Here is a 24,801-nt window from a genome sequence, read left to right on the forward strand (position 1 = left end):
CGACACGGTGCCCTCCCCGTTGTCCGACGATCCGATCGCCGGTCGCTGGAAAAGCGTACGCAGCGCCGCCCCCCGGACGCAGGGGATCCGCTCACCGGGCGGGCGCTCGGACCGGTGCCGGACCGGCGCCGGAACGGCGTGGTCGCCCACAGCACGGGGGCGTTGGTGGAGGGGGCTCCACCCGGGGGTGGAGAGGGAGATTCAACCCCCGGTTTGATCCGCTGAGCTGGGGGTTTCCGTAGATTCTGAGATGTCGGCGAACCCGCCGGCCTCGTGGGAGTCGCTTTACGGAGGCGTCCGTCATGTCCGGTCTGATCGATGCGCTGGTGATCGTGGCGGTCATCGGTGTGGTGGTCACCCGCCAGTTGCGGCCCAGGAAGGTCACGGGCGGCCGGCGGTGGTGGCTGATACCGGCGGTGCTGGTGTTCATGTCGCTGCGGCAGCACGGGCTGATCGACCCGGAGCACCGGCAGACGGCGGTCGCGCTGCTGGCCGTGGAGTTGGTGGTCGCTGTGGGGATGGGGTTGGCATGGGCGTGGACCACACGGTTGTGGACCGAGAGGGACGGGACGGTCTGGGCGCAGGGAGGGAAGGTCACCGTCGCGGTCTGGGCGGCGGGGGTCGCGGTGCGGATCGGGCTGTACGGGGTGGGTACGGCGATGGGGGTCCACCAGGACAGCGGCTCGTTCCTGATAGCGCTCGCGGCCACGCTGCTGATACGCGCCGGGGTGCTCGCCTGGCGGGCCCAGAGCGTGGCGCCGTCGTACCGTACGGCCTCATGAGCGGTTGGACGTCCTGGCCTTCGAAGGAGGCGCTGTCCCGCGAGAACCGGTCGTCCGCGCGGCGGGCGTTCGGCCGGGGAGTGCGGCTGCTCTTCGCCGCCGCGGCGCTCTGGGGGATTTTGGCCCGCACGGACCTCAACGGGTGGCTGACCGCGGCGTCCGTGCTGGGGCTGGCGGTGGCGGCCGTCGTGGTGTGGGCGTTCTTCCGGTTCACGCTCGCGCACCGGGCGGCGCCGTCCGTCGCACTGATCGCACTGATGTTGGGCGCCGCCTTCGGGCTGCACGCGGCGGGCGCCGATGTGCCCGCGACGTTGCTGTGGTGCGGCTGCGCGGTGCTCGGGATGGAGCGGCTGCCGCTGGCTGCGGCGGCGCCCCTCGCCGGTACGGCGCTGGCCGCCTACGCACTGGTCGGCGACTCCGGCGGCTGGCTGGTCACGTCGCTGACGGTGGCGGGGCTGGGGCTGATCGGGTACGTCGTGCGGCTGGACGCCGAGGCGCGGGGGAACACGCAGCGGTTGCTGGTCCAGGAGCGGGCGGCGCGGGCGGCGGAGGCCGAGTCGGCGGCGTTGGCGGAGCGGGCCCGGATCGCGCGGGAGATCCACGATGTGCTGGCGCACAGCCTGTCGGCGCAGACGGTGCACCTGGAGGCGACGCGGCTGCTGATCGAGCGGGGCGTCGAGCGGGACGTGGTGCTGGGGCGGGTGATCGCGGCCCGGCAGATGGCGCGGGAGGGGCTGGCCGAGACGCGGCAGGCGCTGTCGGCGCTGCGTGGGGAGATGGCATCGGTGGAGGATTTCCTGCGGGAGCTGGTCGCTTCGGAGGGGGCGGACCTGGAAGTGGAAGGGGAAGCGCGGTATCTGCCCGCGGAGGCGGGGTTGGCGGTGCGGCGGGTGGCACAGGAGGCGATGACGAATGTGCGCAAGCACGCGCCGGGAGCGAAGGTCGCGCTGCGGCTGGAGTACCGGAGTGAGGAGGTGGAGCTGGAGTTCCGGGACTTCGGGAGCAGGACGCCTGTGGATAACTCTTTGAGGGCATCCGGATCGGGCTACGGTCTTCTGGGGATGCGGGAGCGCGCGGAGCTGCTGGGCGGCGCGCTCGACGCCGGACCGGCCGAGGAGGGCTTCGTGGTGCGCTTGCGGGTGCCCGCGTGACGCGGGTGGTGGTCGCGGACGACCAGACAGTGGTGCGTGAGGGAATTGTGATGCTACTGGGGCTGCTGCCCGACATCGAGGTGGTGGGAGCGGCGGCCGACGGGGAGGAGGCGGTACGGCTGGTGGGGGAACACCGGCCGGAGGTGGTGCTGATGGACCTGCGGATGCCGCGCTGCGACGGGGTGGAGGCCACGCGGCGGATCAGGTCGCGGTATCCGGGGACGCAGGTGGTGGTGCTGACGACGTTCGCGGACGACGGCTCGCTCTTTCCCGCGCTGCGGGCGGGGGCGCGGGGATACCTGACCAAGGACGCGGGAGGGGAGGAGATCGCGCGGGCCATCGCGGAGGTGACGGCCGGGCGGGCGGGGCTGTCGCCCGCGGTGCAGGGCAGGATGCTGGACGCGCTGACCGGGGCGGGCCCCGAGCGGCGGCCGGAGGGACGGGGGAGCGGACCGGGCGGGGCGGGAGAGCCGGGCCAAGGGGCGGCGGGACGGGGGGAGTTGCCCGACGGGCTGACGGCCCGGGAGGCGGAAGTGCTGGCCTTGGTGGCCGAAGGGCTGTCCAACGCCGAGATCGCCGCGCGGCTGCACGTGAGCATGGCGACGGTGAAGACGCACATCAACAACCTGTTCGCCAAAACCGGGGCGCGGGACCGCGCACAGGCGGTCGGATATGCCTACCGGCACGGCATCACCTGATGGGGTGAAGGTTTCTACTTGTTCGTTCTGGATCTTCCCGCTCTGTCCATGATTGGGCACATCGGCCGATCGGCCGATGGAACGAGGAGTGTTCGGTGGACAAGCACGACGGGGGCGACCCCGGGGCGCTGCGGGTGAACGACCCGTGGCAGGACGCGGCGGACGCCGGTCTCTGGGTCCCGGATCAGACGGCCCCCGACCCCGCGCCGGGGCGGACCCGGCCCGAGGGCACACCGCAGGCGGGCCAGGACGGACGGCCGGTGGACCGGTCGGCGGTGTATCTGGAGGTGCAGGGCAGCGCGGCGTTCCAGGAGGTGCGCGACCGGTACCGGAGCTTCACCTTCCCGGTGGTGGCGGGCTTCCTGGCCTGGTACCTGCTGTACGTGGTGGCGGCCACCACGGCACCGGGCCTGATGGGACATCAGGTCGCGGGTGACGTGAATGTGGCGATGGTCGCGGGGCTGGCGCAGTTCGCCACGACGTTCCTGCTGACGTGGGCCTACGCCCGGCACGCGCGGCTGCGCAGGGACCGGGCGGCGCTCGATCTGCGCTGGACGCTGGCGACCAGGACCGGGCAGGAGCGGGTGCGTTGAACAGCGGTCGGTTCAATGGCGGGTATCTGGCGGATTCGGCCGGGGAACATCAGGGCCTCGCGATCGTGCTGTTCACGATCTTCGTGTCGGTGACGCTGGCGATCACGGCGTGGGCGGGACGGCGGCGGAGCTCGTCGGTGGAGTTCTTCGCCGGGGGACGGTTGTTCACCCCGATGGAGAACGGCCTGGCCATCGCGGGCGACTACATGTCGGCTGCGTCCTTCCTCGGCATCTCCGGGCTCATCGCGCTCTTCGGGTACGACGGCCTGCTGTACTCGGTCGGGTTCTTCGTCGCGTGGCTCGTGGTCCTCATGCTGGTCGCCGAGTTGGTGCGCAACTGCGGGCGGTACACGCTCGCCGATGTGCTGTCCGCGCGGATGAGACAGCGGCCGGTGCGGATCGCGGCGGGCACGTCGTCCGTGGTGGTGTCGATCCTGTATCTGGTGGCGCAGATGGTCGGCGCCGGGAGCCTGGTCGGGTTGCTGCTCGGCGGGCACGGCGCGGCGCGCACCTGGACGGTGGTCGGGGTCGGCGCGCTGATGGTGTTCTACGTGTCCTTCGGCGGGATGCGGGCGACGACGTGGATCCAGATCGTCAAGACGGTGCTGCTGATCGGCGGCACGGTGACGCTCACCGTGATGGTCCTGGTCCGCTTCCACGGCAATCCGGGGAGTCTGCTGCACGCCGCCGCGGCGGGCAGCGGGCACGGCAACGCCTTCCTGGCTCCCGGGTTGAAGTACGGCGGGAGTTGGGCGTCGAAGCTGGACTTCATCAGCCTCGGCCTGGCGCTGGTACTCGGGACGGCGGGCCTGCCGCACATCCTGTCCCGCTTCTACACGGTGCCCACGGCACGCTCCGCGCGGCGGTCGGTGGTCTGGGCGATCGGGCTGATCGGCGCCTTCTACCTGATGACGATCGTGCTCGGTTTCGGAGCGGCGGCGGTCGTCGGCACCGACACCGTCCGCTCGTCCAACGCCGCGGGCAACACCGCGGTGCCGCTGCTCGCCGAGATCCTGGGCGGCGGGGAGGGGACGACAGGGGGCACCGTGCTGTTCGCGGTGGTCGGCGCGGTGGCCTTCGCGACGATCCTGGCCGTGGTGGCGGGCATCACCCTGGCGTCGTCGGCCTCCGTGGCCCACGACCTCTACGCCACGCTGCGCCGCCGCCCCGTCGCGGAAACGCAGGCACGGCAGAACAGGCGCGCCAAGCGCGAGGCCGCGGCCCCCGGCACCGCGCGGGTCACCGCCGACGCGGTGGAGGAAGGGGCGATGGAGGAGGACGAGGTGCGGGTGGCCAGATTCGCGGCCGTCGGGATCGGCGCGGTCGCCATCGGGCTCAGCCTCTTCGCGCAGGACCAGAACATCGCCTTCCTGGTCGGCCTCGCCTTCGCCGTCGCCGCGTCCGCGAATCTGCCCGCCCTGCTCTACTCCCTGTTCTGGCACCGGTTCACCACCCGCGGCGCGGTCTGGTCGATCTACGGCGGCCTCGTACCGGCCCTGCTCCTGGTGGTGTTCTCGCCCGTCATCTCCGGCAGGCCCGACGCGCTCTTCCCCGGCGTCGACTTCCACCTCTTCCCGCTGGAGAACCCGGGCCTGATCTCCATCCCGCTCGGCTTCCTCGCGGGCTGGCTCGGCACCCTGCTGTCGCCGGAGGAGGCGGACGCGGGCAAGTACGCGGAGACGGAGGTGCGTTCGCTCACCGGCGCCGGGGCCGCGTAACGGCGGTTCAGCCGGTGGCGGCCCAGGCGTAGCGGTGTTCGGGACGGCCCGTGTCGCCGTATTTGAGGGTGAGGCTCAACCGCCCCGCCTGCTCCAGGTACTTCAGGTAGCGCTGGGCGGTGGAGCGGCTGAGCCCGGCGCGTTCGGCGACCTCGTGGGCGGACAGCGGGCGGCCCGCCTCGTGCAGGACGCGGCGGATCAGGTCGGCGGTCGGCGCGGAGTGCCCCTTGGGCAGTTCGGCCGAGGACGCGCCCGCCGTACGCAGGGCGCCGAAGATCCGGTCGACCTGCTCCTGCCCGGCCTCGCCGCGCCCGCCCACCCCCTCCAGGGTGCGGCGCAGCGCCGCGTAACCGTCCAGCTTGGCCCGCAGACCGGCGAAGCTGAACGGCTTCACCAGGTACTGCAACGCGCCGAGCCGCATCGCCGCCTGCACGGTGGCGACATCACGCGCCGCCGTCACCATGATCACGTCCGCGTGGTGCCCGTGCTGCCGCATCCGGCGGACCAGCGTCAGACCCGTCTCGTCCGGCAGATAGTGGTCGAGCAGCACCAGGTCGATCCGGGTGCGCTCCAGCACCGACAGCGCGTGCGCCGCGGTGTGGGCCCGCCCGGCCACCCGGAAGCCCGGCACCTTGCCCACATAGGCCGAGTTGATCTCCGCCACCCGGAAGTCGTCGTCCACCACCAGTACGTCGATCATCGCGCCGCCTCCCCAGCCGCGGAAAGCACTCCTCCGGCCAGCGCCCCACCGGCCAGCACTCCTTCGGCCAGCGCCTCGGGCAGCACCACCGTGAACACCGCGCCACCGCCCGCCCGCGCCGTCACCCGCGCCAGACCCCCGTACCGCTCGGCGAGCCTGCGCACCAGCGCGAGGCCCAGACCGCGCCCCCGGTGCGGCGGACGTTCCTTCGTCGACCAGCCCTCGGTGAAGATCAGTTCGCGCGCCTCCGGCGGCACTCCCGGCCCCGTGTCCGACACCCGCAGCAGCAGGGTCGTGTCGTCCTCGGCGCGCAGTTCGACCTCCACGAAAGGCGCGGCGGACATCGCCGGGGACACGCGGTGCCCGGCGGCGGCGTCCAGCGCGTTGTCGATGAGATTGCCCAGCACCGTCACCAGATCGCGCGGGTCCACCACCCGGTCGGGCAGCAGCGTGCTCTGCGCGACCCGCAGCGACACCCCGCGCTCCGCCGCGATGGCGGCCTTGCCGACCAGCAGCGCGGACACCAGCGGATCGTGCACCCGGTCCGCGATCACCTCGGCCGACGCCCGATGGGTGTCGGCGACCTCCGCGACATAGCCCACCGCCTCCTCGTGCAGGCCCAGTTCCAGCAGGCCCAGCACGGTGTGCAGCCGGTTGGCGTGCTCGTGGTCCTGGGCGCGCAGCGCGTCCAGCAGCCCGTGGGTGGAGTCCAGTTCGCGGCCGAGCAGCTCCAGTTCCGTACGGTCCCGCAGCGTCACCACGGCCCCGCCGTCACCGGTCGGCATGCGGTTGGCGACCAGTACCCGGCCGCCGCTGACCGTCAGCAGATCCGCGCCCTCGACCCGCCCCGCCAGCACGTCCGTCGTACGGCCAGGCGGCAGCAGCTCGTCCAGCGGCCGCCCGGTGGCCGCGCCGTCACCGGCGCCGTCGAGCCCGAGCAGCCGCTGCGCCTCGTCGTTGACCAGCCGCACCCGCCCCTGCCGGTCCAGTGCGACCACGCCCTCGCGGACGCCGTGCAGCATGGCCTCCCGCTCGTCGAGCAGCGCCGATATGTCCGCGAAGGCCAGCCCGTGCGTGGCCCTCTGCAACCGCCGCGAACCCCACACCGCCGCCAGCACGCCCACGCCCAGCGCCGCGCCCGCGTACATCAGCAGACCCGGCACCAGGCCGATCGCCCGGTTGAGGATGCCGTCGTACCTGATGCCCACCGACACCGCGCCCACGATCCGGTGGGAGGAGTCGTACAGCGGCACCTTGCCGCGGGTGCTGCGCCCCAGCGTGCCGCGGTCGATCTGCATGATCTCGTCACCGGCCAGCGCCACGCTGGGATCGGTCGAGACGGGTTCGCCGATCCGCTTGGGGTCGGTGTGCGACCACCGGATGCCGTGGGTGTCCATCACCACGATGTAGAGGGCCTTCGTGGCGATCCTGACCCGTTCCGCCTCCGCCTGCACCGGGCCGTCCGGCGTCGGCCGGGACGAGACCACGGCCCGCGCGACCTCGGGATCGACGGCCACGGTCTCCGCGATGGCCAGCGCCCTGTGCATCGCCTCTTCGTCGAGCTGGTGGCTGAGCGGCGCCAGGAAGAGCCCGGTGGCGAGCGCCGTGACGCCCGCCGTGATCGCCAGTTGCACCAACAGGACCTGCGCCGAGACACGGCGCGGCCATCCGATCCGCATCGTGGGGCTCCTCCGCATTCCAACCGGTCCGCCGACAGTCGCGGCGGCCGACCCGCGTCCCCACCCCACGCGTACGTCGACAGCCCTGTCGTCAACGCAAGGTAAACCCCGCGGAGCCGGATGGGCAGACTCCGTTTCGCTTTCGTTGTGCGCGGGCGAGCAAAACGAGCAGAAGACCGGCTTGCGCGCAGAAGGCTCCTTGCGCCCACAAGACTGCCGCCGCCGCGGTGGTCGCTCCTAGCCTCCACCGCCATGAGCAGCGAAACGAGCCCCGCCATCGAGCTGCGGGGGGCGAGCAAGGCGTTCAGGACCCCGTCCGGCGCCTTGCACACCGCCGTGAGAGACCTGGACCTGACCGTGGAACGCGGTGAGTTCGTCGCGGTCGTCGGACCGACCGGCTGCGGCAAATCGACGACACTGACCCTGGTCAGCGGCCTGGAGGAGCCCACGGAAGGCGAGGTGCTGGTCTCGGGAGAGGCCGTGAACGGCATCAACCCCGGCGTCGGCTTCGTCTTCCAGCAGGACGCCGTCTTCCCCTGGCGGACCGTGCTGTCCAACGTCATGGCCGGGCCGCGCTTCCGCGGTGTCGGCAAGGCCGAGGCCAAGGAGCGGGCCCGCGACTGGCTGGCCCGCGTGGGCCTGACCGCCTTCGAGGACCGCTATCCGCACCAGCTCTCCGGCGGCCAGCGCAAGCGCGTCGCGCTCGCCGCGACCTTCGTCAACGACCCCGACATCCTGCTGATGGACGAGCCGTTCTCCGCGCTCGACGTGCAGACCAGGGCCCTGATGTCCGACGAACTCCTGGAGCTGTGGTCCGGTACCGGGTCCTCGGTGGTGTTCGTCACCCACGACCTGGAGGAGTCCATCGCACTGGCCGACAAGGTCGTCGTGATGACCGCGGGGCCCGCCACCGTCAAGGAGGTCTTCACGATCGACCTGCCGCGGCCCCGCAAGGTCGAGGAGGTCAGGCTCCAGCCGCGCTTCGTGGAGATCTACCGCGAGATCTGGTCGTCGCTTGGCGAAGAGGTCCGCATCACCCGCGAGAGGAGCGTCGGACATGCCGCCTGAGTCCGCAGCCCCGGCCGCCCCCCGGACCGGGGCCGCCCCCGAGGACGCCGTCCCGGCCGGGCCCGGCGCCGGCACCCAGCGCACCGAGGCCCGCGCCCGCGCCGTCCGCAACCGCACCCTCCTGGTGTACGCCAGCCGCCTCGCCGTCCTCGTCCTCGTGCTCGGCCTGTGGGAGTGGTCGGCCCGCACCGGGGTCATCGACCCGTTCAACTTCTCCATGCCGTCCAAGATCTGGGACCAGATCCGGCAGTGGACGATGCACGGCACACCGCAGGGCCCCCTGGGCGAGCAGATCTGGTACACGCTCTACGAGGCGCTGTACGGCTGGGTCATCGGCGTCGCCGGCGGTGTGGTGCTGGGCATCGCGCTCGGCCGGATCCCCTTCCTCTCGGACGTCTTCGGCCCGTACGTGAAGGTGCTCAACGCGATGCCGCGCATCGTGCTGGCGCCGATCTTCCTCATCTGGTTCGGCCTCGGCCCGGCCTCCAAGGTGGCCTCCGCCGTCGTCCTGGTCTTCTTCCCGGTGTTCTTCAACGCCTTCCAGGGGGCCCGCGAGGTCGACCGCAATCTGGTCGCCAACGCCCGCGTCCTCGGCGCGAGCAACCGCCGCGTCACCCTCCAGGTGGTGATCCCGGCCGCCACGTCGTGGATCTTCACCAGCCTGCACGTCAGCTTCGGTTTCGCCCTGATCGGCGCGATCGTCGGCGAGTACATCGGCGCGACCAAGGGCATCGGCCTGCTGGTCTCCGCCTCGCAGGGCACCTTCAACGCCGCCGGTGTCTACGCGGCCATGGTGATCCTCGCCGTCGTCGCCCTCATCGCCGAGGGCCTGCTGACCTACCTGGAGAAGCGGCTCTTCCGCTGGAAGCCCGCCCAGCCCGGCGCCGAACGCTGAGCCGCGGTCGCCCTCCCCGAAATCCCGCGCCCCCGCGCGCGCCCACCCTCCGCTCTCACAAGGACGTGACCATGCGCCAGTACGCCAAGCTCCCGGCATTCGCCCTCGCCGGAGCCCTCGCCCTCACCACACTCACCGCCTGTGCCAACGACGCCGCGTCCGGCTCCGGCTCCGGCTCGGATTCCACCGGGGACGCGGGCTCCACGGCCCCGGCGGCCAAGAACGCCGAGAAGGTCAAGATCATGGTCGGCGGCCTGGACAAGGTCATCTACATGCCCGCCATGCTCACCCAGAGACTCGGCTTCTTCCAGGCCGAGGGCCTCGACGTGACGCTGCTGAGCGAACCGGCCGGTGTGCAGGCCACCACGGCGCTGGTCTCCGGTGACGTGCAGGGCGCCGTCGGCTTCTACGACCACACCCTCGACCTCCAGACCAAGAACAAGATGATCGAGTCCGTCGTGCAGTTCGCACAGGCCCCCGGTGAGGTCGAGGTGGTCTCCACCAAGGCCGCGGGCGACATCACCTCCGCCAAGGACTTCAAGGGCAAGAAGCTCGGTGTGACCGGCCTCGGCTCGTCCACCGACTTCCTCACCAAGTACCTCGCGGTGCACAACGGCCTCAAGGTCAGCGACTTCACGCCCGTCACCGTCGGCGCTGGCCAGACCTTCATCGCCGCCCTCCAACAGGGCTCCATCCAGGCCGGTATGACCACCGACCCGACCGTCGCGCAGATCCTCGACAAGGGCATCGGCAAGGTGCTGTACGACATGCGCACGCCGGAGGGCTCGCGGGAGGCGCTCGGCGGCCTCTACCCGTCCTCCAGCCTCTACATGAACACCGACTGGGTGAACGGCCACAAGGAGACCGTGCAGAAGCTGGCCAACGCCTTCGTGAAGACCCTCAAGTGGATGTCCACGCACACCCCCGAGGAGATCGCCGCGAAGATGCCCTCCGACTACGCGCAGGGCGGCGCCAAGCTGTACGCCGACTCCATCAAGGCCACGCTGCCGATGTTCACCACCGACGGCGTGATGCCCCCCGACGGCCCGGCCACCGTGGAGGCGGTCCTGAAGTCCTTCAACCCGAACCTCAAGGGCAAGAAGGTCGACCTGGAGAAGACCTACACCACGGAGTTCGTCAAGAACGTCAAGTAGCGCCCGGTCATGTAGCGCCTGCTCACATAACGCCTGCTCATGTAGCGCCTGCTCACGCAGCGCCTCGCCGTGAGCGCCCGGCGAAGAGCCCTACGACGCGCGGCCCCCGGCCACCCGCTCGATCCCCGTGACCTCCATCCGGGCGGGTGTGCCGAGGGCCGCGCCGCAGCTCTCCGGGCGCGGCGGCAGCGACGCGACCTGCGCCACCGTCACCTCCCAGACCCGCCCGTCGACGTGCGCCACCCGCACCGCCCAGGTGCCGTCGCCCGAAGGCGCCGGGGCCGTACGCTCCACGGCTTCCACGACCACGGCCGCCGTACGGTCCTCACCGGTCAGCTCCCGTACGGCCAGATCGGCCGCCTGTCCGGGACGGTCCCACGCCGAGCGGCCCCGGCAGCCGTCCAGCACCATTCGCCCGGAGCGCGCCGCCTCCAGTACGTCCTTCGCGTGGTGCGCGTCCACCCGGCCGTACGTGTAGCCGTAGGGCAGCACGAGCATGGTCGGCGCGAAACGGTGTCCGCCGAGGTGGGTGACCTCCCAGACCTCGCTGCCGCCCGAGGCGGTCAGCTCCGCGGCGAGCGGCCGGCCGCGCACCGCGCAGCAGCGGTCCCGCTTGCCGTTGGTGCACACCAGGGCGAGGGGCGCGCCGTCGTACGCGTCGCCGAATCCGTTGTGCGCGCCCGCGCCCAGCGCGGTGAAGTCCAGCGCGGTCAGCTCCGCCGGGTCGGCGACCTCGGCGGTATGGACCCAGGAGGCGCCCGGCGCGGTGTGCGCGAGGTAGACCCGGTGCCGACGCGGAAGGTGCAGGTCGGCGTGTCTGCCGGGGCGGCGGATCAGGGCGACGCGGGTGCCGGTGCCGTCGGCGAGCCGTTCCAGTTGGCGGCCGGTCGCCGGGTCCAGCCGGCTCGCCCCCAGCGCCTTCGCCCCCCACGGGCCCGGCTGCTCGATCAGCAGCCACGTCCGTGCGGTGGCCGCGGTGGCGGCCACCGGTTCGGCGAGGGACGCCGAGGCGCTGGTGCAGGTGCTCACCCGGCTGAGCCTATTGCCTCCCGGCGGCCCCCGAATCCCGGGGCGCGGCGGCCCCCGCCACCGCGCCCGTATCCAGCGACCCGTACGACAGCCTGTACGACCGGCCGCACGACAGCCTGTACGACAAGCCGCACGCCCCCGTGCGACCGGCCCGCGTACGGCCCGGCGCTACACCGGTCCCGCCACCACCGCGACCGGCTTGACCAGCGGCACCCCCGAGCCGTCGCGGCGCGGGTCCTTCGGCGGCAGCTCGGCGGGCGTGCCGGTGGGCGTGGCGGCGCGGGCGGGCGCGGGACCCGCCCAGGCCAGCGCGAGACCGACCTCGCCGCGCAGGAACCGCTGGCAGCGCACACCGCCGGTGGCGCGCCCCTTGCGCGGATACTGCTCGAACGGCGTCAGCTTCGCGGTGCCCTCGGTCGTGTCGTCCAGCGTGCCCTCGGCGCGCGCGACGGTGAACACCACCGCGTCCACGGCGGGATCGACGGCGGTGAAGGAGATCACCTTGGCGCCGTCGGCGAGCTTGACGCCCGCCATGCCGCCCGCGGGCCGCCCCTGTGGGCGTACCTGCGCGGCCGGGTAGCGCAGCAGTTGCGCGTCGTCGGTGATGAAGACCAGGTCCTCCTCGCCGGTGCGCAGCTCCATCGCGCCGACCACCCGGTCACCGTCCTTGAGGCCGATGACCTCCAAGTCGTCCTTGTTCGACGGGTAGTCGGGCACGACGCGCTTGACGACGCCCTGTTCGGTGCCGAGCGCGAGGCCGGGCGAGGACTCGTCGAGCGTGGTCAGGCACAGCACCCGCTCGCCGTCCTCCAGGGTGAGGAACTCCGACAGCGCGGCGCCGCCCGCCAGCGACGGCGCCCCGGCCGTGTCCGGCAGCATCGGCAGGTCGATCACGGTCAGCCGCAGCAGCCGCCCGGCGGACGTCACCGCGCCGATGTCGGCGCGCGCCGTGGTCGGCACCGCCGAGACGATCACATCGTGCTTGGCGCGCTTGGCACCGCCGTCGCTGAAGTCCTCGCCGTTGGTCGTACGGGCCAGCAGCCCGGTCGAGGAGAGCAGCACGCGGCACGGGTCGTCGGCCACTTCGAGCGGCACCGAGGACAGCGGCGCGCCCGCCGACTCCAGCAGGACCGTACGGCGCTCGGTGCCGTACTGCTTGGCGACCGCGGCCAGTTCGGCCGAGACCAGCTTGCGCAGCTCCGCGTCCGAGTCGAGGATCCGGGTCAGCTCGGCGATCTCCGCGTTCAGCCGGTCGCGCTCGGACTCCAGCTCGATCCGGTCGAAGCGGGTGAGGCGGCGCAGCGGGGTGTCCAGGATGTACTGCGTCTGGATCTCGGAGAGCCCGAAGCGCTCCATCAGGCTTTCCTTGGCCGCCGACGAGTTGTCGCTGGCCCGGATGATCGCGATGACCTCGTCGATGTCGATGAGGGCCACCAGCAGACCGTCCACCAGGTGCAGCCGGTCGCGGCGCTTGGTGCGGCGGAATTCGCTGCGGCGGCGGACGACCTCGAAGCGGTGGTCGACGTACACCTGGAGCAGTTCGCGCAGGCCCAGGGTGAGCGGCTGCCCGTCCACCAGGCACACGTTGTTGATGCCGAAGGAGTCCTCCATCGGCGTCAGCTTGTAGAGCTGCTCCAGGACGGCCTCGGGGTTGAAGCCGTTCTTGATCTCGATGACCAGCCGCAGGCCGTGCTCGCGGTCGGTGAGGTCCTTGACGTCCGCGATGCCCTGGAGCTTCTTCGCGTTGACCATGTCCTTGATCTTCGCGATCACCTTCTCCGGGCCGACCGTGAAGGGCAGTTCGGTGACGACCAGGCCCTTGCGGCGCGGCGTCACGTCGTCCACCGCGACCGTCGCGCGGATCTTGAAGGTGCCCCGGCCCGACTCGTACGCGTCCCGGATGCCGGTCAGTCCGATGATCCGGCCGCCGGTCGGCAGGTCGGGGCCGGGCACGAAGCGCATCAGTGTGTCGAGGTCGGCGTTCGGGTGCCTGATGAGGTGGCGCGCGGCGGCGATGACCTCGCCCAGATTGTGCGGCGGCATGTTGGTGGCCATGCCGACGGCGATGCCGGAGGCGCCGTTGACCAGCAGGTTGGGGTACGCGGACGGCAGGACCGCGGGCTCCTGCTCCTGGCCGTCGTAGTTGGGGGCGAAGTCGACGGTGTCCTCGTCGATCGACTCCACCATGAGCTGGGCCGGGCCGGACATCCGGGCCTCGGTGTAACGCATCGCCGCGGGCAGGTCGTCCAGCGAGCCGAAGTTGCCGTGTCCGTCGACCAGCGGGAGCCGCTGCGAGAACGGCTGGGCCATCCGCACCATGGCGTCGTAGATCGACGCGTCCCCGTGCGGGTGAAGCTTGCCCATCACCTCGCCGACCACGCGGGCACACTTGACGAAGCCGCGGTCGGGCCGCAGCCCCATCTCGTTCATCTGGTAGACGATGCGGCGGTGTACCGGCTTCATCCCGTCACGGGCGTCGGGAAGCGCCCGCGAGTAGATCACCGAGTAGGCGTACTCGAGGTAGGAGGCCTGCATCTCGTCCACGACGTCGATGTCGAGGATGCGCTCCTCGAAATCGTCGGGCGGCGGGGTCTTCGCGGTGCGGCGGGCCATCTCGGCGGCTGCTCCTTCATCTGGACGGGCGGACAGGCGATCGGTCGGGCGGTCGGGCGGTGGCCGGTCGGACGATCGGACGGGCGATCAGCCGAACGGTCGGACGATCAGTCGAGCGATCAGTCGAGCGGTCGGACGGGCACAAGGCTCGGGTGGGACGCCGACCATTGTGGACCGCACTACCGACATCGCGGACCACCACCCGGTACGAGCGTGCCGTGGACGGCACGTTCACCCACGACGCGGCGGGCACGTTCACCCACGGCGTGACCGGGAACTTCGCGGACGGTCGGCTCCCTTGCCTAGAGTGGCAGCACTCTACGCAGTCACACAGCAGCGACCGGAAGGACAGCTTGCCCATGGGTCACACGGCCACGCCGGAGGCACACTCCAGCGGCCTGACAGCCACCGAGCACCGCCTGGCGAACGGCCTGCGGGTGGTGCTCTCCGAGGACCACCTCACTCCGGTCGCGGCCGTCTGCCTCTGGTACGACGTCGGTTCCCGCCACGAGGTCAAGGGCCGTACCGGCCTCGCCCACCTCTTCGAGCACCTGATGTTCCAGGGCTCTGCCAGCGTCAAGGGCAACGGGCACTTCGAACTGGTGCAGGGCGCGGGCGGCTCGCTGAACGGCACCACCAGCTTCGAGCGCACCAATTACTTCGAGACCATGCCCGCCCACCAGGTCGAACTGGCCCTGTGGCTGGAGGCCGACCGGATGGGCAGCCTGCTCACCGCGCTCGACCTGGAGAGCCTGGACAACCAGCGCGACGTGGTGAAGAACGAGCGCCGCCAGCGGTACGACAACGTCCCCTACGGCACGGCCTTCGAGCGGCTGACCGCGCTGGCCTACCCCGAGGGACACCCGTACCACCACACGCCGATCGGCTCGATGGCCGACCTGGACGCGGCGTCGCTGGAGGACGCGCAGGCGTTCTTCCGTACGTACTACGCGCCCGGCAACGCGGTGCTGGCCGTGGTCGGCGACATCGACCCCGAGCAGACGCTGGCGTGGGTCGAGAAGTACTTCGGCAGTATCCCGGCCCACGACGGCAAGCCCGCACCGCGCGACGGCTCGCTGCCCGAGGTGATGGGCGGCCAGCTCCGCGAGGTGATCGAGGAGGACGTGCCCTCGCGCGCGCTGATGGCGGCCTACCGGCTGCCGGAGGACGGCACCGCCGACGGCGACGCGGCCGACCTGGCGCTGACCATGCTCGGCGGCGGCGAGTCGTCCCGGCTGCACAACCGGCTGGTACGGCGCGACCGCAGCGCCGTCGCCGCGGGCTTCGGCCTGCTGCGCCTCGCGGGCGCGCCGTCGCTCGGCTGGCTGGACATCAAGGCGTCCAGCGGGGTCGAACTGAGCACCATCGAGGCCGCGGTGGACGAGGAGCTGGCCCGCTTCGCCCAGGAGGGCCCCAGCCCCGAGGAGATGGAGCGCGCCCAGGCGCAGATCGAGCGCGAGTGGCTCGACCGGCTCGCCACCGTGGGCGGCCGGGCCGACGAACTGTGCCGTTACGCGGTGCTGTTCGGCGACCCGCAGCTCGCCCTCACCGCCGTCCAGCGGGTGCTGGCCGTCACCCCCGAGCAGGTGCGGGCCGTGGCCGCCGCGCGGCTGCGCCCCGACAACCGCGCGGTCCTCGTCTACGAGCCCACCGGCGGCGACGCGGCGGAGGACGCCACTGACGAAGCCACCGACGACGCCACTGACGAAGCGACCGAGCAGGAGGGCGAGCTGTGAGCGAGACCGCGGCCGTCATGACGTTCCACCCGCAGCCGCAGGCCGGGGAGCCCCGGCCGTGGGCGTTCCCCGCCCCCGACCGCGGCACCCTGGGCAACGGTCTGACGGTGCTGACCAGCCACCGCCCGGGACAGCAGGTCGTCGCCGTCGAGCTGCTGCTCGACGCGCCGCTGGACGCCGAGCCCGAGGGTCTGGACGGCGTCGGCACCATCATGGCCAGGGCGCTGTCGGAGGGCACGGAGCAGCACACCGCCGAGGAGTTCGCGGCCGAGCTGGAGCGCTGCGGCGCCACGCTGGACGCGCACGCCGACCACCCCGGTGTGCGGGTCTCCCTCGAAGTGCCCGCCTCCCGGCTCGACAAGGCGCTCGCCCTGCTCGCGGAGGCGCTGCTGACCCCGGCCTTCCCCGAGGACGAGATCAAGCGCCTGGTCGCCAACCGGCTCGACGAGATCCCGCACGAGCTGGCCAACCCCGCCCGCAGGGCCGCGATGGCGCTGTCCAAGGAGCTGTTCGCACCGGAGCTGCGCTGCTCCCGGCCGCGCCAGGGCACCGAGGAGACCGTCCGCAGGATCGACGCGGCGGCCGTACGCGCCTTCTACCGGGCCCATGTCCGCCCGTCCACCGCGACCGCCGTGGTGGTCGGCGACCTCACCGGCATCGACCTGCCGCGGCTGCTCGACGACACCCTGGGCGGCTGGAGCGGCTCGGCCGCCAAGCCCCGCCCGCGCCCGGCGATCACCTCGGACGACACCGCGCGCGTGGTCATCGTGGACCGGCCGGGCGCGGTGCAGACCCAGCTCCTCATCGGCCGTACCGGTGCCGACCGGCACGACCCGGTGTGGGCGGCCCGCGTGATCGGCACCTACTGCCTGGGCGGCACCCTGACCTCCCGCCTGGACCGCGTGCTGCGCGAGGAGAAGGGCTACACCTACGGCGTACGCGCCTTCGGACAGGTGCTGCTCGGCTCCGCCGACGGTACGGGCGCCGCGCTGCTGGGCATCAGCGGCTCGGTGGCCACCGAGGTCACCGGGCCCGCGCTCGCCGACACCTGGCAGGTCATCAGGACGCTCGGCGAGGGCGGCCTGACCGACGAGGAGCGGGACGTCGCCGTACAGAATCTGGTCGGTGTGGCGCCGCTGCGCTACGAGACGTCGGCGGCCGTCGCGGCCACGCTGACCGACCAGGTCGAGCAGCAGCTCCCGGACGACTACCAGGCCAAGCTCTACGCGCGGCTGGCGGCCACGGGCACGGTGGAGGCGACCGCCGCGGTCGTCAACGCCTTCCCGCTCGACCGGCTCGTGGTGGTCCTGGTCGGGGACGCGTCCGTCATCGCCGGGCCGGTGGGCGAGTTGGGCATCGGACCGGTGAACATCATCACGTAGCACCGGACGGTCGGACCCGCGTCACGCGGGTCACGCGCCACCCGGCGCGAGCGGTCGGCACCGCTCGTGCCACCCGTCCCCGGAACCCCGGCCGCCCCCTGCGGCGCCGGGGTTCCGGGCGTTTTCGACCGCCGCGCGGGCGTTTTCGAGCGCGGTGCGGGATTTGGGGAGGGCTTGCGGGGGAGTGTCAGCGAAGTGTGGCGTACGCAACAAATCAGCTGATCTGTTTGGCGGATGGGCGAAACCGCGGTTAGCGTCTTCGCTCGTTGCCCGTCAGCAGCAGCCGCGTCCGGCGGCACGCGGGCACACATCGCCGAGTCCCCGTCAGGGGAGCCGGGGACCCAGCCCTCTCACGAGGGAGCAGTCCCTGGGGTGAATCGGGACCGACCGCCGAGCGGCGGGCGGACCCGTAGGAGACCTTCCTGCTCCGAACCCGTCAGCTAACCCGGTAGGCGAGAAGGAAGGAAAGGAGCGACGCCTCTTCATGGCGTTCACCGTTCTGCCCGCGCCCAGCGGGAAGCACCGCCGTCCCCGTCGCGGCGCCGCACGCACCGTCCGCGGTGGCGGCACGCTCGCCGGAGTCGCGGTGCTCACCGCGACCGGAGCGTTCGGGGCCACCTCGATGACCGCCACGGCCCACGCCGAGAGCGCGCACGACGCCGTCGCGAACACCGTCTTCGCCCGTACCGCCGATGTGACCGGCTCGCTCGCCGACTCCCTGGCCGCGCAGGCGGAGGCCCAGCGCAAGGCCGCCGAGGCCGCGAAGGCCACGGCGGAGGCCGACCGCAAGCAGGCCGAGGCCGCCGCCCGCGCCAAGGCGGCCAAGGCCAAGGCCGACGCGGCAGCCGCGAAGGCCACGGCGGAGGCCGCGGCCAAGGTCCGGGCCGCCCGCGAGGCCAAGGCCCGCGCCGACCGCGCCGCCGCCGAGCGCAAGCGCCTCGGCTCCTTCGTCCTGCCGGTCGACAGCTCCTACGTCTCCACCGCCTACCACTCCTCCAGCGGCCTGTGGTCCTCCGGCTACCACACCGGCATCGACTTCCACGCGGCCAGCGGCACCACCGTGCACGCGGTCGGCTCCGGCACCGTGGTCGAGGCCGGCTGGGGCGGCTCGTACGGCAACAACATCGTGATCCGGATGTCCGACGGGATGTACACCCAGTACGGCCACCTGTCCTCGATCCAGGTCTCGGTCGGCCAGAGCGTCACGCCCGGCCAGCAGATCGCCCTGTCCGGCGCGACCGGCAACGTCACCGGGCCGCACCTGCACTTCGAGGCCCGTACCGGACCCGACTACGGCTCCGACGTCGACCCCATCGCCTACCTGCGCAAGCACGGCGTCTCGGTCTGACCCCAGGACCCCGCAGGGGTTCCGCCACCGCCCCCTGGAACCACCGCACCACCCCCCTCAGCACGAAGGCCCCGGCTCCCCCCGCCGGGGCCTTCGTCCGTCCCGTACCCGTCCCGTACCCGTCCCGTGCCCGTCCCGTACCGGTCCCGCATCGGTCCCGCGCGCCAAAAGAAGTCCCATATTCGGGACTGTGATCGGAATCCCTGGTGTGCTGGAATAGGGTTACCGCAGAATGTGCGGAAAGAATGGGGTCCTGCGATGCGGAATCGGATGTGAACGGGACGGACGGCACGGGGCGGCGTATCTCCGCCCAGGTGGTGTGTACGGCCATCCGCGACGACATTGTCAGCGGTTTCTTCCCGCCGGGCGGCCGACTGACGGAGGAACTGCTCGCGCAGCGGTACGGGGTGTCGCGCGTGCCGGTCCGCGAGGCGCTGCGCACCTTGGAGTCCGAGGGCTTCGTCCGCACCCGCAGGCACGCCGGCGCTTCGGTGGCCGAGCCCACCGAGCAGGAGGCGGCCGACCTTCTGGAACTGCGCGGCCTGTTGGAGCCGCTGGGCGCCGCGCGCGCCGCCCAGCGCCGTACCGACGCGCATCTGAAGGTGCTGCGCGGGCTCGTACGCCTAGGTCAGGAGCGCGCGGTCCAGGGCCAGTTGTCCGACCTGCCGTCGCTCGGCGGCTGGTTCCACGAGACGCTGGCGCAGGCGTCGGGCAGTCCCACGCTGGCCGCGCTGCTCACGCAGCTGCGCCACAAGATCGCCTGGGTGTACGGCGACGACGTGCCCACGCGCGCGGTGGAGTCGTGGGAGGAGCACGCGGCGCTCGTGGACGCGGTGGCGCGCGGTGACGCCGAGCGGGCCCGCAAACTGGCCGCGGGGCACGTGGAGCGGAGCGCCGCGGTGAGGATTCTGAAACATCCCGTAAACGCGGTGCGCCGCCGCCATTAACAATCGCACCGTATACAAGTGCGTAGAATTGCGGCACCCGTAAATGCAATAAAGCGGGGCCGGTGCAATCCGGGTGGATTGTCCGGCCCCGCTGAATTCCGCTGTCCGGTGGCGGGACAAAGATCCCCGGACGTGTTCCGGCCACGCGGAGGGCGCTTCGCGCGGCAGGGCGCACCGCCCGAAGGCCCGGTCGCGCGAAAGCGCGGCCGGGGAGGGCGGGTGCGCCCCGCCGCGTCTCAGACGGTCTCGGGAAGCTCTTCCAGGCCCTCGGCGACGAGCTTCGCCAGCCGGTCGAGCGCGGCGTCGGCGCCGTCGGCCTCCGAGGCGAGCACGATCTCCTCGCCGCCCTGCGCGCCGAGGCTCAGCACCGCCAGCATGGACGCGGCGTTCACCGGGCCGCCGTCGGCCTTCGCGATCGTCACGGGGACGCCCGCGGCCATGGCCGCGCGGACGAAGATGGACGCGGGACGGGCGTGCAGGCCCTCCGCCCAGCCGACGTTGACACGGCGCTCAACCATGGTGCTGCCCTTCGGGTCGTTCCAGTTGTCTAGACCAGTTTCGCACGGCCGGAGCGCTGCTCCGGCACGTCGGCACGATCGCGGCCCCCACCAGACTGCCCCCTGCGCGTCGGCTCCGCGAGTGTGACGCGCCCGCCGGGCCACCCGCTTACGCTGGGGCCATGAGCGAGCAGACGGCGCATCCGTACCCCGTCCACTGGGAGGCGGACGTCGTACTGCGGGACGGCGGGATCGCCCACATCCGGCCGATCGGGCCCGACGACGCGGGACGGCTCGTCGACTTCTACGAGCAGGTCTCCGACGAGTCGAAGTACTACCGCTTCTTCGCGCCCTACCCCCGGCTGTCCGACCGGGACGTGCACCGCTTCACGCACCACGACTACAACGACCGCGTCGGCCTGGCCGCCACCGTCGGCGGCGACTTCATCGCCACCGTCCGCTACGACCGCACCGACGACGCGGGCCGGGCCGTCTCCGCCGACAAGGGCACCACCGGCACCCGCGCCGAGGTCGCCTTCCTCGTCCAGGACGCGCACCAGGGCCGCGGCGTCGCCTCCGCGCTGCTCGAACACATCGCCGCCGTCGCCCGCGAGCGCGGCATCCTGCACTTCACCGCCGAAGTCCTGCCCACCAACCGCAAGATGGTCAAGGTCTTCACCGACGCGGGCTTCACCCAGCAGCGCAGCTTCACCGACGGCGTCGTCCACCTCGAACTCGACCTGGAACCCACCGAGCAGTCCGTCCAGGTCATGCGGGCCCGCGAGCACCGCGCCGAGGCCCGCTCCGTCCAGCGGCTGCTGCGCCCCGGCTCGGTCGCCGTCGTCGGCACCGGCCGCAGGCCGGGCGGCGTCGGCCGTACGCTGCTGCGCAACATCGTCGCGGGCGGCTTCACCGGCCACGTCTACGCCGTCAACCGCTCCTTCCCCGACGGCGGAACCGACATCGACGGCGTGCCCGGCCACCGCTCCGTCCTCGGCATCGGCGCGCCCGTCGACCTCGCCGTGATCGCCGTGCCCGCCGACCGGGTCCCCGAGGCCGTCGCCGACTGCGGCGCCGCGGGCGTCCAGGGCCTGGTGGTGGTCGCCGCCGGATACTCCGAGACCGGCGAGGAGGGCAGGGCGCGCCAGCGCGAGCTGGTCCGGCAGGCCAGGAGCCACGGCATGCGGGTGATCGGCCCGAACGCCTTCGGCGTCCTCAACACCGCCGCCGGGGTCCGGCTCAACGCCTCCCTGTCGCCCGAGATGCCGCGCAGCGGACGCCTCGGCCTGTTCACCCAGTCCGGCTCGATCGGCATCGCCCTGCTCTCCGGACTGCACCGCCGCGGCGCGGGCCCCTCCTCCTTCGTCTCCGCGGGCAACCGCGCCGACGTCTCGGGCAACGACCTCCTCCAGTACTGGCAGGACGACCCCGACACCGACGCCGTCCTGATGTACCTCGAATCCTTCGGCAACCCGCGGAAGTTCACCCGGCTCGCCCGCCGCACCGCCGCCGCCAAACCGGTGGTCGTCGTCAAGGGCGCCCTGCACTCCGGCTCCGTCCCGGCAGGACACGCCGTGCCCGCCACCCGCATCCCCGACTCCACCGTCTCCGCGCTCTTCCGGCAGGCCGGGGTGATCCGCGTGGACACCGTCACCGAACTGCTGGACGCCGGACTCTTCCTGGCCCTCCAGCCGCTGCCCGCGGGCGACCGGATCGCCGTCCTCGGCAACTCCGAATCGCTCGGCCTGCTCACCTACGACGCCGCGCTCACCGCGGGACTGCGGCCCGCCGCGCCCCTCGACCTCACCACCGCGGCCACCCCCGACGACTTCGCCGCCGCCCTCGGCGCCGCGCTCGCCGACCCCGGCAGCGACGCCGTCGTCGTCACCGCGATCCCGCGCGTCGGCTCCGAGGACGCCCCCGACCCCGAGTCCGGCGACGACCCGGCGCTCGCCGAGGCGCTGCGCCGTACGACCGCCGCCGCGGGCGGCGGCAAGCCGGTGGTGGTCGCCCACCTCGCCCTGGAGACCCTGGCCGACCGGCTCGGCGCGCCCGGCGACGAGGCCGCCTCCCGTATCCCCGCCTACTCCGCGCCCGACCGGGCCGTGCGCGCGCTCGCCGAGGCCGCCGCCTACGCGGCCTGGCGCGCCGGATCGGCGGACCCCGGCCGGATCCCGCAGTTCGACGACATCCAGGAGGCCGCGGCGGCCGACGACGTACGCCGCCTGCTGCCGCCCGGCGAGGCGCCCGAGGGCGGGATCGCGCTCGGCGACGCGGACACCGCGACGCTGCTCGGCCGGTACGGCATCCAGGTGCGCGGCGCGCTGCCCGCTCCCGACGCCGACACCGCCGTGGCCGCCGCCGCCCGGCTCGGCTACCCGGTCGCCCTCAAGACCACCGCCCCCCACCTGCGGCACCGCGCCGACCTCGGCGGCGTACGCCTGGACCTGGCGGACGAGGGCGACCTGCGGCGCGCCTACGACGAGCTGACCGCGCGGCTGGGCACCCCGCGGGAGCTGCTGCCCGTCGTGCAGGCGATGGCGCCGCGCGGGGTGGACACGGTGGTACGGGCGGGCGTCGACCCCGCCGCGGGCGCCGTCCTGTCCTTCGGCCTGGCGGGCGCGCCCTCGGAGCTGCTCGGCGACACCGCGCACCGGCTCGTCCCCGCCACCGACCGGGACGCGGCCGAACTGGTCCGCTCCATCAAGGCCGCGCCGCTGCTGTTCGGCTGGCGCGGCGCCGAGCCGGTCGACACCGACGCGCTGGAGGAGCTGCTGCTGCGCGTGTCGCTGCTGACCGCCGACCTCCCGGAGGTCGTCGCGGTCGACCTGGAACCGGTGGTGGTCTCCTCGCGCGGCCTGACCGTCCTCGGCGCGTCCGTCCGCCTGGCCAGGCCGCCCGCCCGCACCGATCTCGGGCCGCGGGCGCTGTCCTCGTTCTGACCCGGCGCCCGCTCCCGCGCCCGCCCGCACGCCGGGTCGCGCTCCGAGCACGTCGCGGTCGTACCTGGCCCTTAGGATGGTCGGCATGGCGAAGACCGGTACTACGACTCAGGGCCTGCGCACGGCCATCGAGCGCAGCGGCTACTACCCCACCCTCGTGGCGGAGGCCGTCGAGGCGGCGGTCGGACGCGAGCCGGTCTCCTCCTACCTGGTCCACCAGGAGACCAGCTTCGACGCCAACGAGGTCCGTCGTCATGTGACCGTGCTGGTGCTCACCGACAGCCGCTTCATCGTCAGCCACACCGACGAGCAGGCCGCCGACGACACCTCGCCGACGCCGTACGCCACCACGTCCACCGAATCGGTGAAGATCGGCCGGATCTCCTCGGTCGTGGTCAGCCGGGTGGTCGCGAACCCGGAGTCGTACACGCCCGGCACGCTGCCCCGCGAAGTGGTGCTCACCATCGGCTGGGGCGCGGTCTCGCGGCTCGACCTGGAGCCCGCCGCCTGCGGCGACCCCAACTGCGAGGCCGACCACGGCTACACCGGCTCCTCGACCGCCGACGACCTGTCGCTGCGGGTCAGCGAGGCGGGCGACGGCCCGGACACCGTCCGCCAGACCCTGGCCTTCGCGCAGGCGCTCTCCGAGGCGACAGCGGCCACTGACTGATGGTCCAGCCGCTGCACGGCGGGTACGGTTCCGCGCCGCTCGATCCGCGTACCGCTCCCGTACCCGACTACGGCACCGGGGCGCTCTGTGACGTCATCCCGGCCGCCGTCGCCGGATTCGCCGTCCCCGGCATGCCGGCCACCGGCCTGGAACTGGCGCCCGCCGACCGGGTCTGCGTCTTCCTCGTGGACGGCCTCGGCTGGGAGCTGATCCTCGCCCACCCCGACGAGGCGCCGTACCTCACCTCGCTGCTGCCGACCTCGCGCGGCGGCACCGGCCGCCCGCTGACCGCCGGATTCCCGGCGACGACCGCGACCTCGCTCGGCTCGGTCGGCACCGGGCTGCCGCCGTCCGCGCACGGCCTGGCGGGCTACACCACGCTCAATCCGGCCACCGGCGAGCTGATGAACCAGCTGCGCTGGCAGCCCTGGACCGCGCCGCACGTCTGGCAGCCGCACCCCACCGTCTTCCAGCTCGCCGACGCCGCCGGGATCGCCACCTGCCAGGTCTCCTCGCCGACCTTCGTCAACACCCCGCTGACCAAGGTCGCGCTGTCCGGCGGCACCTTCCACGGGCGCCTCACCGGCGAGGAGCGGATGGACCTGGCCGCCGACCGGCTCGGCGCCGCCGACCGCACGCTGGTCTACACGTACTACAGCGAGCTGGACGGCATGGGGCACCGGCACGGCGTCGACTCCGACGCCTGGCGCGGCCAGCTCATGATGGTCGACCGGCTGGCGCAGCGGCTCGCCGAGCAACTGCCGCCGCGCAGCGCCCTGTACGTCACCGCCGACCACGGCATGATCGACATCCCCTTCGACGAGCGGTCCCGGATCGACTTCGACGAGGACTGGGAACTGCGCGCCGGGGTCGCGGTGCTCGGCGGCGAGGCCCGCGCCCGGCACGTCTACGCGGTGCCCGGCGCCGCCGCCGACGTGCACGCGGTGTGGAGCGAGGTCCTCGGCGAGCAGATGTGGGTGGCGACCAGGGCCGAGGCGATCGAGGCGGGCTGGTTCGGACCGCCGCCCGACGAGCGGGTGTTCGGCCGGATCGGCGACGTCGTGGCCGTCGCCCGCGACGACATCGCGGTCGTCGCCCACCGCACGGAATCGGGGGAGTCGAAGATGGTCGGCCTGCACGGCTCGATGGCCGCCGCCGAGCAGCTCGTACCGCTGCTCGAAGTACGCTCCTGAGGCCCG

At 72.6% G+C, this 24,801-nt stretch carries 20 protein-coding genes and 1 riboswitch; of the genes, 15 read left to right on the forward strand and 5 right to left on the reverse strand.

The features are described 5' to 3' along the window. Positions 1-302 precede the first annotated feature (302 nt). The 5 genes from ACIQCJ_RS33870 (at position 303) to ACIQCJ_RS33890 (ending at position 4,942) form a co-directional block, all read left to right on the forward strand. Positions 303-782: a DUF1453 domain-containing protein gene (locus tag ACIQCJ_RS33870; RefSeq protein ID WP_391048978.1), complete on the forward strand. Its 480-nt coding sequence runs from the start codon at positions 303-305 to the stop codon at positions 780-782. Then, the gene (locus ACIQCJ_RS33875; protein ID WP_401723830.1) at positions 779-1,933 is read left to right on the forward strand and encodes a sensor histidine kinase; all 1,155 of its coding nucleotides are present in this window, start codon (positions 779-781) and stop codon (positions 1,931-1,933) included. Before ACIQCJ_RS33870 ends, ACIQCJ_RS33875 begins: the two co-directional genes overlap by 4 nt. A 50-nt stretch (positions 1,934-1,983) precedes the next feature. Next, positions 1,984-2,631: a response regulator gene (locus ACIQCJ_RS33880; protein ID WP_401724033.1), complete on the forward strand. Its 648-nt coding sequence runs from the start codon at positions 1,984-1,986 to the stop codon at positions 2,629-2,631. Positions 2,632-2,726: 95 nt separating this feature from the next. Then, positions 2,727-3,224: a DUF485 domain-containing protein gene (locus tag ACIQCJ_RS33885; protein ID WP_355338358.1), complete on the forward strand. Its 498-nt coding sequence runs from the start codon at positions 2,727-2,729 to the stop codon at positions 3,222-3,224. Beyond that, positions 3,221-4,942, forward strand: a complete 1,722-nt coding sequence (locus tag ACIQCJ_RS33890; protein ID WP_355338361.1) for a cation acetate symporter — start codon at positions 3,221-3,223, stop codon at positions 4,940-4,942. The genes ACIQCJ_RS33885 and ACIQCJ_RS33890 overlap by 4 nt, the downstream gene beginning before the upstream one ends. Positions 4,943-4,949: 7 nt before the next feature. Here ACIQCJ_RS33890 and ACIQCJ_RS33895 read toward each other — a convergent pair whose 3' ends face one another. Continuing rightward, on the reverse strand, positions 4,950-5,642 hold the full coding sequence (locus ACIQCJ_RS33895) for a response regulator (RefSeq protein WP_355338364.1): 693 nt from the start codon (positions 5,640-5,642) through the stop codon (positions 4,950-4,952). Beyond that, positions 5,639-7,321 (reverse strand): sensor histidine kinase, encoded by a 1,683-nt coding sequence (locus ACIQCJ_RS33900; protein WP_355338367.1) that lies wholly within the window; start codon positions 7,319-7,321, stop codon positions 5,639-5,641. The genes ACIQCJ_RS33895 and ACIQCJ_RS33900 overlap by 4 nt, the downstream gene beginning before the upstream one ends. Before the next feature lie 252 nt (positions 7,322-7,573). Here ACIQCJ_RS33900 and ACIQCJ_RS33905 point away from each other — a divergent pair, with 252 nt between their 5' ends. The 3 genes from ACIQCJ_RS33905 (at position 7,574) to ACIQCJ_RS33915 (ending at position 10,438) form a co-directional block, all read left to right on the forward strand. Then, the gene (locus tag ACIQCJ_RS33905) at positions 7,574-8,389 is read left to right on the forward strand and encodes an ABC transporter ATP-binding protein (protein WP_355338370.1); all 816 of its coding nucleotides are present in this window, start codon (positions 7,574-7,576) and stop codon (positions 8,387-8,389) included. Continuing rightward, positions 8,379-9,284, forward strand: a complete 906-nt coding sequence (locus ACIQCJ_RS33910) for an ABC transporter permease (protein WP_402713662.1) — start codon at positions 8,379-8,381, stop codon at positions 9,282-9,284. The genes ACIQCJ_RS33905 and ACIQCJ_RS33910 overlap by 11 nt, the downstream gene beginning before the upstream one ends. A gap of 71 nt (positions 9,285-9,355) precedes the next feature. Next, the gene (locus ACIQCJ_RS33915) at positions 9,356-10,438 is read left to right on the forward strand and encodes an ABC transporter substrate-binding protein (protein ID WP_355338375.1); all 1,083 of its coding nucleotides are present in this window, start codon (positions 9,356-9,358) and stop codon (positions 10,436-10,438) included. A gap of 90 nt (positions 10,439-10,528) precedes the next feature. Here ACIQCJ_RS33915 and ACIQCJ_RS33920 read toward each other — a convergent pair whose 3' ends face one another. Next, the gene (locus tag ACIQCJ_RS33920; RefSeq protein ID WP_402713664.1) at positions 10,529-11,467 is read right to left on the reverse strand and encodes a sucrase ferredoxin; all 939 of its coding nucleotides are present in this window, start codon (positions 11,465-11,467) and stop codon (positions 10,529-10,531) included. A gap of 168 nt (positions 11,468-11,635) precedes the next feature. Next, positions 11,636-14,080 (reverse strand): DNA topoisomerase IV subunit A, encoded by a 2,445-nt coding sequence (locus ACIQCJ_RS33925; protein ID WP_355338381.1) that lies wholly within the window; start codon positions 14,078-14,080, stop codon positions 11,636-11,638. A gap of 359 nt (positions 14,081-14,439) precedes the next feature. Between ACIQCJ_RS33925 and ACIQCJ_RS33930 the strand changes: the two genes are divergently transcribed. From ACIQCJ_RS33930 to ACIQCJ_RS33945, 4 genes are all read left to right on the forward strand, one after another. Further along, the gene (locus tag ACIQCJ_RS33930; RefSeq protein ID WP_402713666.1) at positions 14,440-15,816 is read left to right on the forward strand and encodes a M16 family metallopeptidase; all 1,377 of its coding nucleotides are present in this window, start codon (positions 14,440-14,442) and stop codon (positions 15,814-15,816) included. After that, the gene (locus ACIQCJ_RS33935) at positions 15,813-17,198 is read left to right on the forward strand and encodes a M16 family metallopeptidase (RefSeq protein WP_402713668.1); all 1,386 of its coding nucleotides are present in this window, start codon (positions 15,813-15,815) and stop codon (positions 17,196-17,198) included. The genes ACIQCJ_RS33930 and ACIQCJ_RS33935 overlap by 4 nt, the downstream gene beginning before the upstream one ends. A gap of 301 nt (positions 17,199-17,499) precedes the next feature. After that, a riboswitch (cyclic di-AMP (ydaO/yuaA leader) is annotated at positions 17,500-17,667 on the forward strand. A gap of 15 nt (positions 17,668-17,682) precedes the next feature. Continuing rightward, positions 17,683-18,546 carry a M23 family metallopeptidase gene (locus ACIQCJ_RS33940; RefSeq protein ID WP_401311995.1) on the forward strand — a complete coding sequence of 288 codons (864 nt, stop codon included), beginning with the start codon at positions 17,683-17,685 and terminating at the stop codon, positions 18,544-18,546. A gap of 245 nt (positions 18,547-18,791) precedes the next feature. After that, a complete protein-coding gene (locus ACIQCJ_RS33945) occupies positions 18,792-19,493 on the forward strand; it encodes a GntR family transcriptional regulator (RefSeq protein WP_355338392.1) in 702 nt (233 codons plus the stop codon). A gap of 236 nt (positions 19,494-19,729) precedes the next feature. Here the strand turns inward: ACIQCJ_RS33945 and ACIQCJ_RS33950 are convergent, their stop codons facing one another. Next, complete coding sequence (locus ACIQCJ_RS33950; RefSeq protein ID WP_355338395.1) at positions 19,730-20,011, reverse strand: HPr family phosphocarrier protein; 282 nt, start codon at positions 20,009-20,011, stop codon at positions 19,730-19,732. A 161-nt stretch (positions 20,012-20,172) separates the two neighbouring features. On the opposite strand from ACIQCJ_RS33950, the gene ACIQCJ_RS33955 reads away from it, so the two are divergent. From ACIQCJ_RS33955 to ACIQCJ_RS33965, 3 genes are all read left to right on the forward strand, one after another. After that, positions 20,173-22,932 carry a GNAT family N-acetyltransferase gene (locus tag ACIQCJ_RS33955; protein WP_391163834.1) on the forward strand — a complete coding sequence of 920 codons (2,760 nt, stop codon included), beginning with the start codon at positions 20,173-20,175 and terminating at the stop codon, positions 22,930-22,932. A gap of 76 nt (positions 22,933-23,008) precedes the next feature. Beyond that, complete coding sequence (locus ACIQCJ_RS33960; protein WP_188286046.1) at positions 23,009-23,602, forward strand: DUF5998 family protein; 594 nt, start codon at positions 23,009-23,011, stop codon at positions 23,600-23,602. Then, on the forward strand, positions 23,602-24,795 hold the full coding sequence (locus tag ACIQCJ_RS33965; protein ID WP_391048945.1) for an alkaline phosphatase family protein: 1,194 nt from the start codon (positions 23,602-23,604) through the stop codon (positions 24,793-24,795). Before ACIQCJ_RS33960 ends, ACIQCJ_RS33965 begins: the two co-directional genes overlap by 1 nt. Positions 24,796-24,801 lie beyond the last annotated feature (6 nt).

Origin of the sequence: Streptomyces sp. NPDC093221 (assembly GCF_044753885.1) — a bacterium.
In the GTDB taxonomy this organism is placed as follows: domain Bacteria; phylum Actinomycetota; class Actinomycetes; order Streptomycetales; family Streptomycetaceae; genus Actinacidiphila.

Excerpts from the sequence above, each read along its gene's own strand:
- ACIQCJ_RS33945 (WP_355338392.1), top strand. The coding sequence starts at position 18,792 with ATGGGGTCCTGCGATGCGGAATCGGATGTGAACGGGACGGACGGCACG.
- ACIQCJ_RS33870 (WP_391048978.1), top strand. The coding sequence starts at position 303 with ATGTCCGGTCTGATCGATGCGCTGGTGATCGTGGCGGTCATCGGTGTG.
- ACIQCJ_RS33875 (WP_401723830.1), top strand. The coding sequence starts at position 779 with ATGAGCGGTTGGACGTCCTGGCCTTCGAAGGAGGCGCTGTCCCGCGAG.
- ACIQCJ_RS33905 (WP_355338370.1), top strand. The coding sequence starts at position 7,574 with ATGAGCAGCGAAACGAGCCCCGCCATCGAGCTGCGGGGGGCGAGCAAG.
- ACIQCJ_RS33900 (WP_355338367.1), bottom strand. The coding sequence starts at position 7,321 with ATGCGGATCGGATGGCCGCGCCGTGTCTCGGCGCAGGTCCTGTTGGTG.
- ACIQCJ_RS33965 (WP_391048945.1), top strand. The coding sequence starts at position 23,602 with ATGGTCCAGCCGCTGCACGGCGGGTACGGTTCCGCGCCGCTCGATCCG.
- ACIQCJ_RS33930 (WP_402713666.1), top strand. The coding sequence starts at position 14,440 with ATGGGTCACACGGCCACGCCGGAGGCACACTCCAGCGGCCTGACAGCC.
- ACIQCJ_RS33960 (WP_188286046.1), top strand. The coding sequence starts at position 23,009 with ATGGTCGGCATGGCGAAGACCGGTACTACGACTCAGGGCCTGCGCACG.
- ACIQCJ_RS33955 (WP_391163834.1), top strand. The coding sequence starts at position 20,173 with ATGAGCGAGCAGACGGCGCATCCGTACCCCGTCCACTGGGAGGCGGAC.
- ACIQCJ_RS33880 (WP_401724033.1), top strand. The coding sequence starts at position 1,984 with ATGCTACTGGGGCTGCTGCCCGACATCGAGGTGGTGGGAGCGGCGGCC.
- ACIQCJ_RS33925 (WP_355338381.1), bottom strand. The coding sequence starts at position 14,080 with ATGGCCCGCCGCACCGCGAAGACCCCGCCGCCCGACGATTTCGAGGAG.
- ACIQCJ_RS33895 (WP_355338364.1), bottom strand. The coding sequence starts at position 5,642 with ATGATCGACGTACTGGTGGTGGACGACGACTTCCGGGTGGCGGAGATC.
- ACIQCJ_RS33950 (WP_355338395.1), bottom strand. The coding sequence starts at position 20,011 with ATGGTTGAGCGCCGTGTCAACGTCGGCTGGGCGGAGGGCCTGCACGCC.
- ACIQCJ_RS33915 (WP_355338375.1), top strand. The coding sequence starts at position 9,356 with ATGCGCCAGTACGCCAAGCTCCCGGCATTCGCCCTCGCCGGAGCCCTC.
- ACIQCJ_RS33910 (WP_402713662.1), top strand. The coding sequence starts at position 8,379 with ATGCCGCCTGAGTCCGCAGCCCCGGCCGCCCCCCGGACCGGGGCCGCC.
- ACIQCJ_RS33940 (WP_401311995.1), top strand. The coding sequence starts at position 17,683 with ATGGCGTTCACCGTTCTGCCCGCGCCCAGCGGGAAGCACCGCCGTCCC.